The 15,186-nt window shown below is 56.7% G+C and carries 11 protein-coding genes; 6 read left to right on the top strand and 5 right to left on the bottom strand.

Annotation, left to right across the window (positions count from 1 at the left end):
• Positions 1 to 13 precede the first annotated feature (13 nt).
• Together ACR0J0_RS10140 and ACR0J0_RS10135 are read left to right on the top strand one after the other, a co-directional pair.
• Positions 14 to 1,183 (top strand): FIST N-terminal domain-containing protein, encoded by a 1,170-nt coding sequence (locus ACR0J0_RS10140; RefSeq protein ID WP_480663541.1) that lies wholly within the window; start codon positions 14 to 16, stop codon positions 1,181 to 1,183.
• A gap of 3 nt (positions 1,184 to 1,186) precedes the next feature.
• On the top strand, positions 1,187 to 3,391 hold the full coding sequence (locus tag ACR0J0_RS10135) for a hybrid sensor histidine kinase/response regulator (protein WP_480663539.1): 2,205 nt from the start codon (positions 1,187 to 1,189) through the stop codon (positions 3,389 to 3,391).
• Positions 3,392 to 3,413: 22 nt separating this feature from the next.
• Here the strand turns inward: ACR0J0_RS10135 and ACR0J0_RS10130 are convergent, their stop codons facing one another.
• The 4 genes from ACR0J0_RS10130 to ACR0J0_RS10115 are packed head-to-tail and all read right to left on the bottom strand — an operon-like array spanning position 3,414 to position 7,379.
• Complete coding sequence (locus tag ACR0J0_RS10130) at positions 3,414 to 4,193, bottom strand: SDR family NAD(P)-dependent oxidoreductase (RefSeq protein ID WP_480663537.1); 780 nt, start codon at positions 4,191 to 4,193, stop codon at positions 3,414 to 3,416.
• Entirely contained in the window at positions 4,190 to 5,128 is a 939-nt protein-coding gene (locus ACR0J0_RS10125) for an SDR family oxidoreductase (protein WP_480663535.1), read from the bottom strand. Before ACR0J0_RS10125 ends, ACR0J0_RS10130 begins: the two co-directional genes overlap by 4 nt.
• The gene (locus ACR0J0_RS10120; protein WP_480663533.1) at positions 5,113 to 6,027 is read right to left on the bottom strand and encodes a bile acid:sodium symporter family protein; all 915 of its coding nucleotides are present in this window, start codon (positions 6,025 to 6,027) and stop codon (positions 5,113 to 5,115) included. Before ACR0J0_RS10120 ends, ACR0J0_RS10125 begins: the two co-directional genes overlap by 16 nt.
• Positions 6,024 to 7,379 (bottom strand): flavin-containing monooxygenase, encoded by a 1,356-nt coding sequence (locus ACR0J0_RS10115; RefSeq protein WP_480663531.1) that lies wholly within the window; start codon positions 7,377 to 7,379, stop codon positions 6,024 to 6,026. The genes ACR0J0_RS10120 and ACR0J0_RS10115 overlap by 4 nt, the downstream gene beginning before the upstream one ends.
• Before the next feature lie 68 nt (positions 7,380 to 7,447).
• Between ACR0J0_RS10115 and ACR0J0_RS10110 the strand changes: the two genes are divergently transcribed.
• The 3 genes from ACR0J0_RS10110 to ACR0J0_RS10100 all read left to right on the top strand — a co-directional run bounded on the left by ACR0J0_RS10110 (position 7,448) and on the right by ACR0J0_RS10100 (position 10,363).
• A complete protein-coding gene (locus tag ACR0J0_RS10110; protein ID WP_480663529.1) occupies positions 7,448 to 8,116 on the top strand; it encodes a TetR/AcrR family transcriptional regulator in 669 nt (222 codons plus the stop codon).
• Positions 8,117 to 8,303: 187 nt separating this feature from the next.
• Positions 8,304 to 9,584 carry a hypothetical protein gene (locus tag ACR0J0_RS10105; protein WP_480663527.1) on the top strand — a complete coding sequence of 427 codons (1,281 nt, stop codon included), beginning with the start codon at positions 8,304 to 8,306 and terminating at the stop codon, positions 9,582 to 9,584.
• The gene (locus ACR0J0_RS10100) at positions 9,584 to 10,363 is read left to right on the top strand and encodes a COG3904 family protein (protein WP_480663525.1); all 780 of its coding nucleotides are present in this window, start codon (positions 9,584 to 9,586) and stop codon (positions 10,361 to 10,363) included. Before ACR0J0_RS10105 ends, ACR0J0_RS10100 begins: the two co-directional genes overlap by 1 nt.
• Positions 10,364 to 10,402: 39 nt before the next feature.
• Here ACR0J0_RS10100 and ACR0J0_RS10095 read toward each other — a convergent pair whose 3' ends face one another.
• The gene (locus tag ACR0J0_RS10095) at positions 10,403 to 11,740 is read right to left on the bottom strand and encodes a serine hydrolase domain-containing protein (protein WP_480663523.1); all 1,338 of its coding nucleotides are present in this window, start codon (positions 11,738 to 11,740) and stop codon (positions 10,403 to 10,405) included.
• Positions 11,741 to 12,083: 343 nt separating this feature from the next.
• On the opposite strand from ACR0J0_RS10095, the gene ACR0J0_RS10090 reads away from it, so the two are divergent.
• Complete coding sequence (locus ACR0J0_RS10090; protein WP_480663522.1) at positions 12,084 to 15,185, top strand: AAA family ATPase; 3,102 nt, start codon at positions 12,084 to 12,086, stop codon at positions 15,183 to 15,185.
• Position 15,186 lies beyond the last annotated feature (1 nt).

Below are 15,186 nucleotides of genomic sequence, written 5' to 3'. Positions count from 1 at the left end.
GGAGGAAGGCACGATGAACCAAGCAATCGGGTGGGCAACAGCCACCGCCCGTACGTCAGGTATCGTCAAAACAGGATTTGTACATTGTAAGACGGATCAGGCGATAGCAAAGCTAGCCGGATCCTTGGGCGAAGACGCCTTGTCATTTGTCATTCTGTTTGTAAGCCCCAGCGCGGACGCTGCGGCCGTTATTGCCGAGGCTAAGTCAATCTTTGCGCCAACGCCCGTGATCGGATGTACGACGGCGGGTGAGCTTGCGGATTGCGGTTACAGTGAAGATCAGATCGTTGCCATCGGTTTTCCGAGCTCGCATTTCGAGACGCGGACCCTGCTGGTTCCCGACCTTGGGGATTTTTCGGCGCAGGAAATTATCGATCAGATGATCCGCAATCGTAATGACATGACGGTGACGACACCGGATTGGAGGCACGAGTTCACTTTTTTGATGATCGACGGGATGTCTACGAAAGAGGATGTTCTAACGTCGGAGCTGGCCATCGGTTTGGGGCCGGTGCCCCTGTTCGGCGGATCCGCCGGGGACGGGACCCGATTTGGCAGGACCTATGTGCTGAATGACGGTCAGGCTATGCAGAATGCGGCGATCCTTACGCAGGTGCGTACGCGCTGTCCGATCAAGGTGTTCAAGACAGATCACTTGATTCCGACAGCCCGGCGCATGGTGGTGACCAAGGCCGACCCAGCGCGACGCATTGTGCAGGAAATCAACGCAGAGCCTGCCGCCCGTGAGTATGCCCGAATCCTCGGCAAAGACCCCGACCAACTGACGACGTTCACCTTCGCGGCGCACCCTGTCGTGGTGCAGATCGGCGGGCAGCATCACGTGCGGGCCATACAGCGGGTCGCTGGAAACGGTGATCTGGTGTTTTTCTCGGCGATCGATGAGGGGTTGGTTCTGACGCTGGCGGAACCACGGGACATGGCAACGCATCTCGAGGAAGAAATAGCGGCCCTGACACAGGATGTGCGTCCGGACACGATCCTTGGTTGCGATTGCATCCTGCGTCGTCTGGAAGCGCAGGAAAAGCAAAAGACCGGCGAGATATCCCGCCTTCTGTCCGCAAATCACGTGGTTGGTTTTTCGACATATGGTGAGCAATACAACTCGATCCATGTGAATCAGACGCTGACCGGAGTGGCGATCTATCCGCCGGAAGAGGTTTAGGCGATGATAGAATCCCTTACCGATCCGAGTGACCCTCTGGATCGCCAGAATGAGAAGCTGCTGAAAATCGTGGCGGCATTGATGCGCCGGGTCGAGGAATCCACCGATGCCTCTGGTGCGGCCTACGCTCAGTTCCAGCGGGCCGCGATGCTGGAACAGGAAGTAAGGGCGCGCACGGATGAACTTGAGCGCGCACTGGAGTTGCTAAACGACTCGAACGCCCGTCTGGCCAAGGCCAATCAGGAAACCGAAGCGGCGCGGGCAGACCTCACGAACGCAATCGAGGCCGTGCAAGAGGGGTTTGCGCTATTCAATCTCGATGAAGAGTTGGTGCTGTGCAACAGCCGTTTCGGCCTGCATATGCCGGACATCCAGAACCAGCTTACCCCCGATTTGCGCTTTACCGAATATGTAGAGCTGGTCAGCCAGTCCAAATTCCTGTCGCTTCCTGATGCGGTTGAACCACAAGATTGGGTGCGGCGTCGGATGGCACGCCATGCCGACGATCACGTGGTCTTCAACGTCCGCCTAAGCTGCAACCGTTGGATGCAAGTGTCCGAGCACCGCACGCCAAACGGCGGCACCGTTATCCTGCAGACGGATATCTCTGACATCATGCGGCTTGAGCGTCAGGAAAGGGACCGCATCCTTGACGACAAGGCCCGACTGATCCGCGCGACGCTGGAACATATCGATCAGGGGGTTTGCATATTCGACAGCAAGCTACGTCTGGTCGGGTGGAACAACCGGGCCAGCGAATTGCTGGCCATTCCCAATTCTCAGTTCCAGATGGGGGCGCAGTTTCGAACTCTGTTCAATCGTCTCAGCACAACCATTCGCTTTGAGGGCGGCGTGACGGATGCTGATCTGCTTGCCTGGGTCAATTGCTCCACCGAGCGTCCGCCGTTGCAGTTTCAGATGCACAGCGGTCGAACCAAGATATTGTCAGTCTTTGCGCAGGAGATGCCGGACCGGGGTTTCGTGATTTCGTTCACCGATATCACGGCCGAACGTCAATCGGCGCAGGCCCTGTATGAGGCCAAGGAACTCTTGGAACAGCGCGTTGCGTCCCGCACGATAGAACTGGCAGATGCATTGAACGAGGCGGAACGCGCCAACGCATCGAAATCGCGATTTGTCGCGGCGGCCAGCCATGATCTGCTTCAGCCGCTTTCAGCAGCTAAACTTTACGTTGCGACACTCGGCGGTGGATTGGATGAGGCCCAAGCAAGCGCGGTCGCAGCAAAAGCGGAAAGCGCGCTCAATAGTGTAGAGCACATTCTTGAAGCGCTGCTTGATATCTCGAAACTGGATTCCGGACGGGCATCCGTTCATTTGTCGTCAATCTCGGTCGGAGAGCTTTTTTCACAGCTCGAAGACGCGTTCAGACCGGTTGCGCAAGCCAAGGGGCTTGAGCTGCGATTTGTCGGTACCGAGGCCGTGGTCAGAAGTGATGCAAGCTATTTGCGACGCATTCTTCAGAATCTGTTGTCGAATGCGATCCGATATACGGAAACCGGAAAGGTTCTAGTTGGAGTGAGACACCGGAAGAACACTTTTGCAATTCAGGTTTGGGATACCGGAATCGGCATCGCCGCCGAGCAACAAGACATTGTTTTTCAGGAGTTTAAGCGCCTCCACTCAGATGCTAGTGCGGCTGAGGGCATGGGGCTGGGTCTTGCCATTGTGGAACGGGCCTGCGGTTTGCTGAAACACCCCATTCAACTGCAGTCGCAGTTGGGTTGCGGATCCGGATTTTCGATTGAAGTCCCTTCGGCTGAGGAGACAGGTGCCGAACAAAACAATGACATCGCGGCGAAGAAATCAAACTCGGAAGTGCTGACCACAACTATCGCTTTGTTGATCGAAAACGATGACAACTTGCGGGCGGCACTGAGCATGACCATGGAGGCATGGGGCGTTCAGGTGCTTGAAGCAGCAAGCACAGAAGTGGCGGCCGACCTTCTGCACGAGATCGGGATTTTGCCGGATGTCGTGATCGCCGACTACCAGCTTAGCGACGGAAAGACAGGAACCGATGCCATTGCGGACCTAACGCGACAGTTTGGACACCTGCCTGGGTGCATCATTTCAGCAAATCGATCGCCTGAGTTGGCCGCATACTGCAAGACGGCGAACCTTCCGCTTTTGCATAAGCCGATTGACGCACAGATGCTGAAATCAGCGCTTGAGGCAGCAGTCGGTTGACGGTTTTAGGCACCGCAAAGGGTCAGGAGGATCGCCTCTTGCCAACCGTACGCATCATCTGCCGAAAATAGAAATCCGGGGCCAGACGGTTAAGAAGGTTGGCAATGCGCGCGACGCGGCCGACAGGGATGTAATCCTTGCCACGCTGGAACCCACGCAGAATTACCTGAGCCGCGGCTTCGGGTTCCATGTAATCAATGCCGTCCGAGGCGGAACCGGGGCGAACAAACCCGTTGCCTGCCGCATCGGGGCGGCCAATATTCGTTGCCACAAAAGAGGGGGTGGCGATGGATACACGAACCCCATGTACGGTTTCCTCGGCCCTAAGGGATTTGAAGAACCCCTCCATCGCATGCTTGCTGGCTGCATAGGCTGTGCGATGGACCAAAGGCGCAAAGCCCGCAACGGATGATATCGCCAGATGCGTTCCCTTGGATTTTCTGATCGGCGCCAGAAAATGCCGGGCGCAGCTTACAGCCGCGAAATAGTTGATCTCGAACAGGTTTCGATGTGAATCCATGTCGCTATCGGAAAATGCGGTGATCTGAGAAACTCCTGCATTGTAGATGACGAGGTCTATTGAGTCTCTTGAGCTTATGATCCGGGAACAGGTTTCTTCGCACTGATCACGGTCAGTCAGATCACAGGCATAGACGCTCACCTCACCAAGATCTGCAAGCGCGTCAAGTTCCGGACCCGGCAGGTCCATCAACGCCGTGTGCCAGCCCTGATCCCGCAGCGCGCCGGACAGGGCGCGGCCCAGACCGCCGGCTCCGCCAGTGATGACAGCAGTTGGTCTCATCGGGCGGCCTCCCACCAGCGTTTGAATGCTTCGGCGCTTGTGAATTTGGGGTGATAGCCGAACACGCCTTTTAGCGCAGCGTTGTTCAGAACCGGGCGGTACAGAAGAAAGCGCACCTGTTCCGGGCCATACCGGGACAGTCCGAGAGGGTGCGCAATCGACAATACTGCGCGCACCAACGCTGGCGGCAGCCAACGAACGGTTTTGCCCATCTGCGACGCGATCTGGGACACCGTCAGTGCGCCATCACCTGCAACATTGAAAACACCTGCGGGGCCGTCGGTGGCGGCGCGAACCAGAATATCGGCCAGATCCTCGTCCCAAATGAATACAAATGGGCTGTCTGAGCCTTTCAGACCAAGCAGGCGGGGTTTGTGAAACAGGGCCGTGATCTGGTTTTCGACGTTGGTCCCCAAAACCGTACCAACCCGCAGAACGACCTGTTCCAGATCGGGTGCCGTGGTCCTTGCGTCAGCCAACATCTCTTCGACCAGACGTTTGTGCCAGGAATAGGCGAATTCCTGATTGCCCCGTATCGCATCCGTCTCGCGCAGGGGGGTCGGGTTGTCGGCATGGTAACCATAGGCCGCGCCGGAAGACGTGACGATCAGACGTTGCACTCCGGCCGCGATCGCCGCATCCAGCACATTTCGTGTGCCTTCGACATCGACCTGATACTCGGACGCTCTGGTCGATTTCGGCCCGGGCGTCACGATAGACGCAAGATGTACGATAGTGTCCGGAGCCTCAGCCAGGATGACGTTCAGAGGATCGTTGCCTGTAACGTCCATTTTCAGGAAACGGGTGTTATCTGGCAAGCTATCGGGTTCGCGAATGTCCGTCGCGATGACTTTGATGTCGGCGTGTTCACCCAGTCGTTGCAGCAGGGCGGTCCCTACGGCACCGGCGGCACCGGTAATCAGGATGTTGCGCATTCCGGCACCTCCCGTCTTGCGAAAAAGGCGGCAAGCGCCAGGCCTGAGATTGCGTGCCAGATACCCCAAAGAGCTGCAGCAATTGCCATTCCGCCAAGCCCTCCGAAAAAGGCAAAGATCAGGATCAGCCCTAGGCCGGAATTCTGTATTCCGGTCTCAATAGTGACCGACCGGCGATCCCGTTCCGACAGATTTGCGGCTGTCGCGGTCAGATACCCGCCCATGAACGCCAGAGCATTGTGGAGAATAACGATCCCGATGATCGCGGTGGCAAAGCGCTGGAAGTTCTCCCAATTCGCTGCGAACGCCACAATGATAAAGGTCACGAAGATCGCCATCGATAGCCATTGCAAGGGACGACGGATTTTGTCCGCGAAAGGCGTAAACCGGGCGTTGACCAACATGCCAAGGATCAGGGGCAAAATCAGCATAAAGCCAACCGTGATGGCCACTGCTACCGGATCGATTTCGGTTCGCTGGAGGATTTCGCGCGTCGGGCCATATAGGTTCCCCCAAAGCGCAATATTGGCCGGGGTTACGGCAATTGCGGCAACAGTCGCAAAGCCGGTCATAGAAACAGATAGGGCAACGTTGCCGCCCGCGCGATGTGTCATGAAATTCGAGATGTTCCCACCCGGACAGGCGGCAACAAGGATTAGACCCATAGCAACAGATGGCATTGGGTTGACTGCAAGAAGCATCAGGAAAGTTATGGCCGGAAGAACCAGGAACTGGGACGCAAGACCCACCAGCAATGGTTTCGGGCCGCGTAGAATACGGCGGAAATCATCAACTCGCAGATCCAGCGCGATCGAGAACATAACGATGGCAAGGATGGCATTGAGGAGCCGCAAGTTTCCCGCGTCGAAGTTCAGCACAACTTCATCAATACCGCTCATGGCTGTGCGGCCTTCAGCGCGGCGATCTGCCCCGTGACTTCACCCCGGTAGGTCGCTTTGTCGACATAGTAGGCCATGCGGGGCAGGTCGATATAGTTCATGCCTCCCGTCGCGCGTTCGTAGCCTTCGGATTTGGTTTCACGGATGGCTTTCGCTGCCGTGTTCCCCGACTTCAGACCGGCGATATAGCGCGCAACCATCTCAGCCTGCTCATGGCGCCCTTGCCAGCCGAGGCCAGATGCTTCGACCATTCCCAGAACGAACAAGTCATCACGATCAGGATGAATGCAATTGAGGTAAAGGTGCGGCGCATCGCCTTGCCAATTCAGCAGCGCCTTGTCGATGAAGGGATAATGCAGCTTGTATCCCGTTGCAGCCAGGACCATGTCGTATTCGGCACTGGTGCCATCACGGAAGTGCACCGTCTTGCCGTCGAACCGTTCAACGTCGGATCGCACTTTTAAATCGCCATGCCCTGCGTGGAACAGGATCAAGGAATTGACCACGGGGTGGGATTCGTAAAGTGCGTAGTCCGGCTTTGGGAACCCGTACTTTTGTGGATCGCCTACGAACCATTTCAGGATTGTGCCGTCAACCTTCCGCTTAAGCCACATGGGCAGTTTGATTTTACCGCCCATGGTGTCAGCGGGCATGCCGAAGACGTATTTGGGAACGAAATAGTACCCCCTACGCATCGAGATATCGCAGGACTGCCCGTGGTGAATGGCGTCAACGGCAATGTCACAGCCCGAGTTTCCGGCCCCGATGACCAGTACACGCTTGCCGGTAAACTGCGTCGGGTAACGGTAGTCCGAGGCATGGATGAGCTCGCCTGTGAACTCACCCTCAAATTCAGGCATGTTAGGTTCGGACAAAGTACCGTTGGCGATCAGAACGCCTGCAAACGTCTGGCAGTGTTCGGTGCCGGTCTTGTCGCGCCACTTTATCTTCCAACCACCGTCGTCCAGAGGTGTCGTGCTCAGAACTTCTGCACCAAAGTGAAAGTGTTGATACAGGTCGAAGGCGTTTGCGAAATCCCGAAAGTATGTCTTCAATTCGCGGTGCGATGGATATTCCGCCGTTTCTTCCAGCATCGGAAAATCGGCGAATTCAGTCATCTTCTTTGAAGAAATGAGGTGGGCGGTCTCGTACATCGTAGACCGAGGGGCATCGATATTCCACAAACCACCCACATCATCTGCCAGTTCAAATCCCTGAAATGGCACCCCCTGCTCGACAAGTGTTTTAGCCATCGCCAGCCCCATGGGCCCGGCGCCGATCAGAGCAAAACACTCTTCTGGGCGGGCCTTCACCGTGACCGGTTGGCCCGCTCCTACCTGAACCTGTTCCATGCGCCTCTCCTCCTGCGACACTATTTATCTTGAACGATCGTTCGAAATAAGGCAAATTAGTTTTTGAAATGGCACAACACGCTGTAAAAGAAAGAAAAAGGGCGCCATCCCAGCGATCCATAGCCGCGCGAGAGCGTATACTTGACGCGGCGGAACTGGTCTTCGCCGAGCGGGGATTCGAGGGCGCATCGATTCGGGATATTGCTGAGCGCGCGCAGGTCCAGAAGGCCAATGTGAACTTCCACGGTGGCCCAAAAGACGAGCTGTTCGAACGCATCGTTGCGCGTCGCGCCAGTGAGCTGTCGCAAGAACGTCTTGAGGCAATCGCCCGACTGGATGAGCAGGGGGGATGGGATGCCGGGGACCTGATCGCGGCTTTCATGATGCCTTTGTTGAGCCGTGCATTCGGTGGGAACTCGCAGTGGCTTGCCTACGCGCGGATCGTTGCCATTGTGTCGGCCGATGTGCGCTGGCACGCGTTGACAAAAACCCACTTTGACCCTGTCGCCTCGTTGGTCGTGCAAAAACTGTGTGCACGATACCCCGAGGCTGATCCTGCGCGCGTGGCAGGTGCTTTGGTGTTTTCTGTATCGTCCATGCTGGCCCTTTGTGCTTCCGAATGGCGGATTTCGGCTTTGGCCGGTCCCCGCAGTGAACCAGCCTCAGATGGGATGATTCAGAACTTGCTGGAGTTTTGTGAGGCTGGCCTGGTTGGCAGTCTGAAAACGTCCCGGTAGCAATTCGAGTAAGATCGATTTCGGACAGTTCGTCAGCTGATAAGGGTTCATAAACTAAGCACCGCAACGGTTGCACAAGTCCAGCCAAGCCCCTCAACTTGAAGTTACGGGTCGCACCATACCAATTGCGCCTGTGCGCTATTATCTTGTGATTAACCAAGATTAACGATTTGGAGCGTGGGGTGACATGACAGAGAAAAGGGACCGCCTGACCGCCGAAGAGGCGAGGGGGCTGCGGACGGCCAAGGAACTCGAAGGGCATCTGGCATGGTTAGACACGTTCACACCCGCCGCTCTGGGCGTGCTGGCGATTGCATCGGGGATTTACACTTATTTGGGGGTCTCGTCGCTTCTGGAAGACAATGGCGCAGTGTCGTTCTTTGCTGCCGTCGCCTATTCAATCGCGGTTTCCGTCGGCATCTTTGTGTTCTGGAGCTACATGCTGCGGCTACTACCGTCGATGCGCACCGCCAGCGGCTTCATTGGATTGACGATCTCAACTATTGTCGGCTCGGTTGCCATCATTGCCATGTCCAGTTGGCTGAACGCAGCGGCTCTGGCCGGGGCGGCTGCGGTTGAGCAGCATCTGGAAAACACGGTGCGCGACTATCAGGCGGCTCTGGAGCAGGCCCATGACATTGCTCTCAGTGGGCAGGCGCTCGGCCGCGAAGTTGAACGTGCGCGCCAAAGTTTTGAGGAACTGGCTGAGCTTGAACAGTCCGGTGATCTCTCTGGAACCGCTGGGCGCGGCGCGGTGTTTCGGGTGCTGACGCAAAAGGCTGAGGAACTTCGAAATCTGGAAGAACAGATCGCCAACCAGCAACCTTTGATCGAGGACGCATTTCAACAGGGCAACGAAATTCTGGCCAGAATGCGCGAACTCACGGTCGCGCCCGGACCGGTTGACCGACGTTCCGTCCAGTTTTCCGAAGAAAGCGTCAAGCTGGCTGGGGTGATCTCACGCCTGAACCAGTACAACGTAGCGCCACTTGTTGCGCGGGCGGCGCAGGATTTGCCGTCTTCGGTGGTGCTACCTGAACTGGATGGGCGCAGTTCGGAAGTTCGTGACGCTCAGTCGTCGACCATCAACTCGGTCCTGAATGCGTTGGATCAGCGCGGTCAAACCCTCAGGAACGCGGCTGAGGAGGTCTTGGAGGCCGAGCCACCAATCGAGACGGCTTACAATCCGATTTCCAGCGCGGATGCGGTTATCAAGTATGCCCACAACTTTGTGCCATCGTGGGCCGGAGCCATCGCTATCGATCTTCTTCCTGCGGTTCTCGTGTTCGTTTTGGCGATTACGCAGGCCGCCATTCGGAGCGGCAAGGACGGTATGAGTATCGAGGATACCCTAACCCTGTCCGATCTGCGCGCGGCGATGAACGCTATGAAGGATGTCGAAGCGACAATGGGGGTTGCAGATGCTGCAATCCTTGATCGTACAACGCCGAAAAAAGACGAAACGTGATGGGCTACCTGTCCAAAGTGGAACTGCGAAATGGGCTGCGATATGTGCTGGTGCTGCAATTGGTCATCGCAGGTGTCCTTGTCCTGACGGACGTGTCAGAAGCGGTGCAAAACCCGTTCAGGCAACGGGTTGAGCTGCCGACAGGTCCCGTTTCACCAGGCGATCAGCGCCGTGAGTACCGGACCGACCGCACCGACCCAACGTTGCTGCCCCAATATCAGCCACTGGACGTACCCGTGCCCGAGAACTTCCCGACCCGGTTGGATTTTTCCGAGCAGATGGTCGACGATCTTGGCAGGGTACTCCTTGTGACTGGCCAGATCGAAAAGGGTGACGCGGATCGGTTCGAAACCTACCTGTCAGAGATGCAGGACCGACCCGATCTGGTAGCGTTGCACAGCCCCGGTGGCACCGTTTCCGAAGCATTGTTGATCGGAAGACAGATCCGCGCGGCTGGACTGTCTTCGGCAGTCCTGACCGGCTCAGTTTGCATGTCCGCTTGTCCTTACGTTCTGGCAGGCGGGGTGGAGCGCGTTGTGTCCCTGCAAGGTGTCGTCGGTATGCACCAACACTATTATGAGCAACCGCGCCTAATCCCAGTCGTCTTTGCCGTCGAAAACATCCAGAAAGGGCAGGGCGAGACAATGCAGCATTTGATCGATATGGATGTCGACCCATCGCTGATGCTGTATTCGTTGAACACACCGCCCGACCAAATCTATGCCTTGGTTGAGGAAGAGCTGGTAGATACCCGTATCGCAACGCAAATCGTGGACTGATAGAAAAGCCCGCCTAACGGGCCCTTCAATCGCGACGCCTTAGTTCCTGAAGGCTGCAATAAGCTCTTTGGCCATTGGAAGCGACGAGTACCCGTGCTTTGATGGGGTCAAGCCCAGCCGCACCAACACCATGTCATGAGATGGGAAGACTCCGATAAACTGACCATCATGCCCCTGCAGCCAGACGGCATCTTCGAACGGTGGAAGTCCACCTGGAGACTCGAGCCACAGGTGGCCCTTGCCGTACATTCCATCCGACGCGGCAACCGGTTCAAACATCCAGTCCGTAAAGCCTTGGGGAAGTATCTGCTGACCGTCCCATTCCCCTTTCTGCAGCAGCAATTGGCCAAAGCGGGCCCAATCACGCGCAGTTGCATACATGTAGCTGGACCCGACAAACGTGTTTGCGGCGTCAGTCTCCAAAACAACGGATGTCATCCCAAGCGGTTCGAACAGGGCTTCTTGAGGATAGGTCAGACCGCCATCACTCAGCAGATCCTGCCAGACGCGTGACAGCGCGGTGGTCGTTCCGGAAGAGTAGTTGAAGTCCGTCCCTATCTCACTTTCCGCTGGTTGACCCGAGACAAATTCTGCCATGTCATCCGTGAGATACAGCATCCTGGTGACGTCCGAGACGTCTCCGTACCCCTCATTCCATTGCAGGCCGCTGGACATGGCCAGCATGTCGCTGACGGTGATGTCTTTGCGCCCGTCCTGTTCCCAGCCGGGGTAGCTGGCCGTCAGCGAGTCTTCCAGCGAAATCTGGCCGGACTCGATAAGGGTGCCGATCAATCCTGCGGTCACGGTCTTGGTCATCGACCAACCAAGCAGAGGGGTGTTTTCGTCAAAACCCTCGCCATAGCTTTCGCCGACTATGCGCCCATTGCGAACGACGACCACGGCGCGATGACCTTCACCAAGCAGCGTCTCATCCGACAGAATGCGGGCAATTTCAGGGTCCTGGGATCGTTCGACCTCATTTCCGGCCGGCCAAATCCCATCAGGCAAAGGTTCCAGCGCGGCCAGTGTCGTGTCGCTGAGCGTGGCATCGTGGATATTGGTGCATCCAAGCCCCTCGCGATACTGCGATGTCGCAGGCGCGAAGAACCGGAAAATCCGCGCTGTCACAGTTTGCTTATCCGCGTCCACATCAAGCGTGATTTGCTTAAGCAACGGATGGCCCGGAGCCTGCACGTCGACGGCCAAAACCTCATCCGGATCGCGTCCGGCGATGAAGACGTTGGAACAGACGATCTTGGCCGAATAGTTTGTTCCGACTTTCAACAGGTCAGGAGGGGATACAAACAGGTACCCCACTGCCCCGACAACACCCAGAGCAAGGGTTCCCGCGACGATTTTCAGCGTTTTTGCAATCACTCGATATCCAAACCGGTTGTACCGGCCCCTCACTTGCCCCGGATTCAAATCGAGTTAAGTGCGATCCGCGTTTCGTTGCTACAGTTCCGTTACGTTCGCTCTGATCATTTGTCTTGGGCGCTGGGCCATGTTGTTGGACGATCGCTCATGTTCTCAGCGCGAAAATCTGCAAAGTTGTTTTGGCAAGCTGAACACTTGACCAAAGCCGCGGGGTCGTCCTTCATGGAGCGTAGTCTGGTTGGAGAATGTGGTAACTTCACCACATTCTAGTAGTTGCTGAAATGAACGGGTCCCTTCACTCTGCAGCACCCTGTTTCTGGTTTGAGGCAAATGAAACGATCGCATGTCTGAAATCGAGATCTGGCTTGAAAGGCACGGCCTGTCAAAATACGCCGAGGCCTTCGCCCAACATGAAATAGAAGTGGGTGATCTGTCCGAGTTGACGGATAATGATCTTGTCACAATCGGCTTGCCGCTTGGGCCACGGCGGCGATTTGCAAAAGCCGTTCGAGAGCAAACTTTGCATGGCGCCCAGCCGGTCAATCCGGCACTAGGTCCCACAATCGTTGCGGAACGGCGGCAACTGACCGTTATGTTCATCGACCTGGTCGGATCTACCGAAATCGCTCAGCGGCTAGACCCGGAAGATTTGGCCGAGGTGCTGCGGCTTTTCAAAGAGACCTGCGCCGCGGCCGTGGCGGCATTTGACGGGCATATCGCCAGTTACTACGGCGATGGCATCATGGTGTTCTTCGGGTTTCCGCAAGCGCATGAGGACGATCCCGAGCGGGCAATTCGTGCAGGTCTGCGCATCATTCAGGAGACACCGGAAATTCATACCCATGCGCGGCTTGAGGTGCGTATAGGTATTGCAACAGGTCTGGTGGTTGTTGGCGATCTGCGCGGCGAGAACATGTTTGAGGACGGCACCGCCATGGGCGAAACGCCGAATCTGGCCGCGCGTCTTCAGGCAATGGCCGACCCCGGTACTCTGATCGTGGCGCCCACTACGCACCAACTGGCAGGGGACGCTTTCGAGTATGTTCTGCGCGGTGCATTCAAGCTCAAGGGCTTCGCGAAAGAGGTCGAAGCTTGGCAGGTGACGGGAACGCGGCGGACCCTCAGCCGGTTTATGGCCGCTGACAGTGGCCCGATGAATTCTCTGATTGGTCGGGAGCACGAGTACAAGACCCTGCACAGCAAGTGGACGCAGGCCAGCGTCGGGCAGGGGCAGGTCGTCCTGGTGTCCGGCGAAGCTGGGATCGGAAAATCCCGATTGATCGAAGAGCTTCGCCTCAAAGTTGGCGACGCACGCTCTGGGCATTTGCGGTTCCAGTGTTCGCCCTATCACGAGACGAGCGCTTTCTATCCGGTTATCCGTCAACTTGAAAACGCCTCAGATCTGCGTGCCGACGACGCTAACGACGTCAAGCTTGAAAAAGTGGCTAAAACTCTGGGCGCCCCGTCCGATGACGCGTTGAAACTGGCGGCGGCGCTGTTGTCCATCCCGTTTGAAGATCAGTTGGGTCAACTTGATCTAACGCCTCAGCAAGTCATGGACCAGACGCTGGACATGTTGGTCGAACACTTTGTCGCCGAGGCCGGGCAACGCCCTGTTTTGTTTCTGTTTGAAGATGCGCATTGGATCGACCCGACAACAAAAACACTGCTGGATCGGATCGTTGATAAAGTTCAGGATACGTCGGTTTTGGTTGTGATGACACATCGGACCGGGTTCGACGCAGGTTGGGATATGAAGCCGCATGTTACCCATGTCCGTCTGAAGCAACTGGATTTCCCGCAAGTCAGAGAGATCGTTCACGAAGTTGCGGGAGGTAAGCCGATCCCGCCTGAGATGTTCGGCGTGATTGCCGGCAGATCCAACGGCGTACCGCTTTATGTGGAAGAGGTGACCAAGGATCTGTTGGAATCCGGCGTTTTGGCGGATCGCGCGAATGCAGTCACGCTGGATGGTGCCTCTAATCCTGCGCCTTCAGTACCCAGCACTTTGCATGACGCATTGATGGCGCGTCTCGACCGCCTGAGCTCGGCCAAGGAAGTGGCCCAGATCGGCGCTGTGATCGGGCCGCATTTCACCTATCCTCTGATCTCCAGCGTGTCTGGATTTGGCAACAAGGCGTTGCGGGCTGGTCTGGATCTGTTGGTCGATGCCGGTATTGTCACAGTTGCGGAAGCCGAGCCCGAAGAGACGTTCGTGTATCGTCACGCGCTTATTCGGGACACAGCCTACAACAGCCTTCTGAAAAGCGAACGGCGCAGCCTACACGCACGCGTTGCCGGGGCTCTTGGCAACGAAACATCGAGCAACGCAGGCACGGGCCCGGAGATTCTAGCGCATCACTACACCATGGCCGAAATGACCGCAGAGGCCATCGAGCAGTGGCACCTCGCTGGTCAGCGCGCAGCCGAGCGATCAGCAAATGTCGAAGCTGTGACCCAGCTTGGAAATGCGATTAAGCAGTTAAGCGAGCTGGAAAAAACCGCTGAACGCGACCGCAAGGAGGTCGAGATTCAGGTTCTTCGCGCGGGCGTGCTCCGATCCACGGAGGGCATTGCGGCTGACGAAACCGGTGCGGCTTACGCCCGAATTCGAAAGCTGTGCAACCGTCTGGACGAGACAGAGAACCTGTTTCCCGTCCTGAACGGCCTTTACGCATTCCATCTGGTGCGGGCCGAATATGATCTGGCGAAAGAGGTGGCCGAACAAATTCTTGAACTCGCGAGCCAGTCCGACGAAACGCATCATGTCATGATCGCCCATCGCGCGATGGGGGCTGTGCTGTTGCATATTGGTGATCTGGACGCCGCGCACGAGCATCTTGAGCAGGCGTTGCAGTTGTACGACGCGGATCAGCATGGGCGCCTCGCTTACGTCTATGGTTCCGATCATGCCGCGATAACTTCCTGCTTTCTGAGCATAGCAGTGTGGCTAATGGGAGAGCCCGACCGTGCGCTTGATATCCAGCGCACGGCTGTCAGCGCCGCGCAGGGTCTCAAACATGCGCATAGTATTGCCCAAGCGCTGACCTATCTTTGCATGCTGCACATTTTGCGCCGCGAACCCGACGAGGTGTTAGAGGTGGTGCAACAATTGGAAGAGCTGTCGGACAAGCATTCCTTCACTTTCATGACAATAACGGCCAATTTCTGGCGCAGTTGGGCGACCGCGTATAACTCGCCTACACCTGAGACGATCCGTGCACTGCAGCAGGCAGCTGAAGCCTGGTGGGACAGTGGCGCAGGAAACTACAAACCGTTCTTTCTGACGCTTATTGCCGAGCTGAACTTGAAAATTGGAGATCCGCAGAGCGCGCAGAGCTTGTTGGCCGAAGCGCGCCACTATCAGAAACTGACAAACGAAGGCTGGGCGCAGGCTCAGATGGATCGGGTGCATGCGCTCTTGCCACAGTTAGAGGCGCCTTAAT

The sequence above is a fragment of the Ruegeria sp. BF12 genome (assembly GCF_056538705.1).
This window is presented reverse-complemented; position numbering and strand designations above follow the sequence as displayed.

Bases quoted from the DNA above. Each gene is read 5' to 3' on its own strand.
- ACR0J0_RS10140 (WP_480663541.1), top strand. From the start codon at position 14: ATGAACCAAGCAATCGGGTGGGCAACAGCCACCGCCCGTACGTCAGGT.
- ACR0J0_RS10135 (WP_480663539.1), top strand. From the start codon at position 1,187: ATGATAGAATCCCTTACCGATCCGAGTGACCCTCTGGATCGCCAGAAT.
- ACR0J0_RS10130 (WP_480663537.1), bottom strand. From the start codon at position 4,193: ATGAGACCAACTGCTGTCATCACTGGCGGAGCCGGCGGTCTGGGCCGC.
- ACR0J0_RS10125 (WP_480663535.1), bottom strand. From the start codon at position 5,128: ATGCGCAACATCCTGATTACCGGTGCCGCCGGTGCCGTAGGGACCGCC.
- ACR0J0_RS10120 (WP_480663533.1), bottom strand. From the start codon at position 6,027: ATGAGCGGTATTGATGAAGTTGTGCTGAACTTCGACGCGGGAAACTTG.
- ACR0J0_RS10115 (WP_480663531.1), bottom strand. From the start codon at position 7,379: ATGGAACAGGTTCAGGTAGGAGCGGGCCAACCGGTCACGGTGAAGGCC.
- ACR0J0_RS10110 (WP_480663529.1), top strand. From the start codon at position 7,448: ATGGCACAACACGCTGTAAAAGAAAGAAAAAGGGCGCCATCCCAGCGA.
- ACR0J0_RS10105 (WP_480663527.1), top strand. From the start codon at position 8,304: ATGACAGAGAAAAGGGACCGCCTGACCGCCGAAGAGGCGAGGGGGCTG.
- ACR0J0_RS10100 (WP_480663525.1), top strand. From the start codon at position 9,584: ATGGGCTACCTGTCCAAAGTGGAACTGCGAAATGGGCTGCGATATGTG.
- ACR0J0_RS10090 (WP_480663522.1), top strand. From the start codon at position 12,084: ATGTCTGAAATCGAGATCTGGCTTGAAAGGCACGGCCTGTCAAAATAC.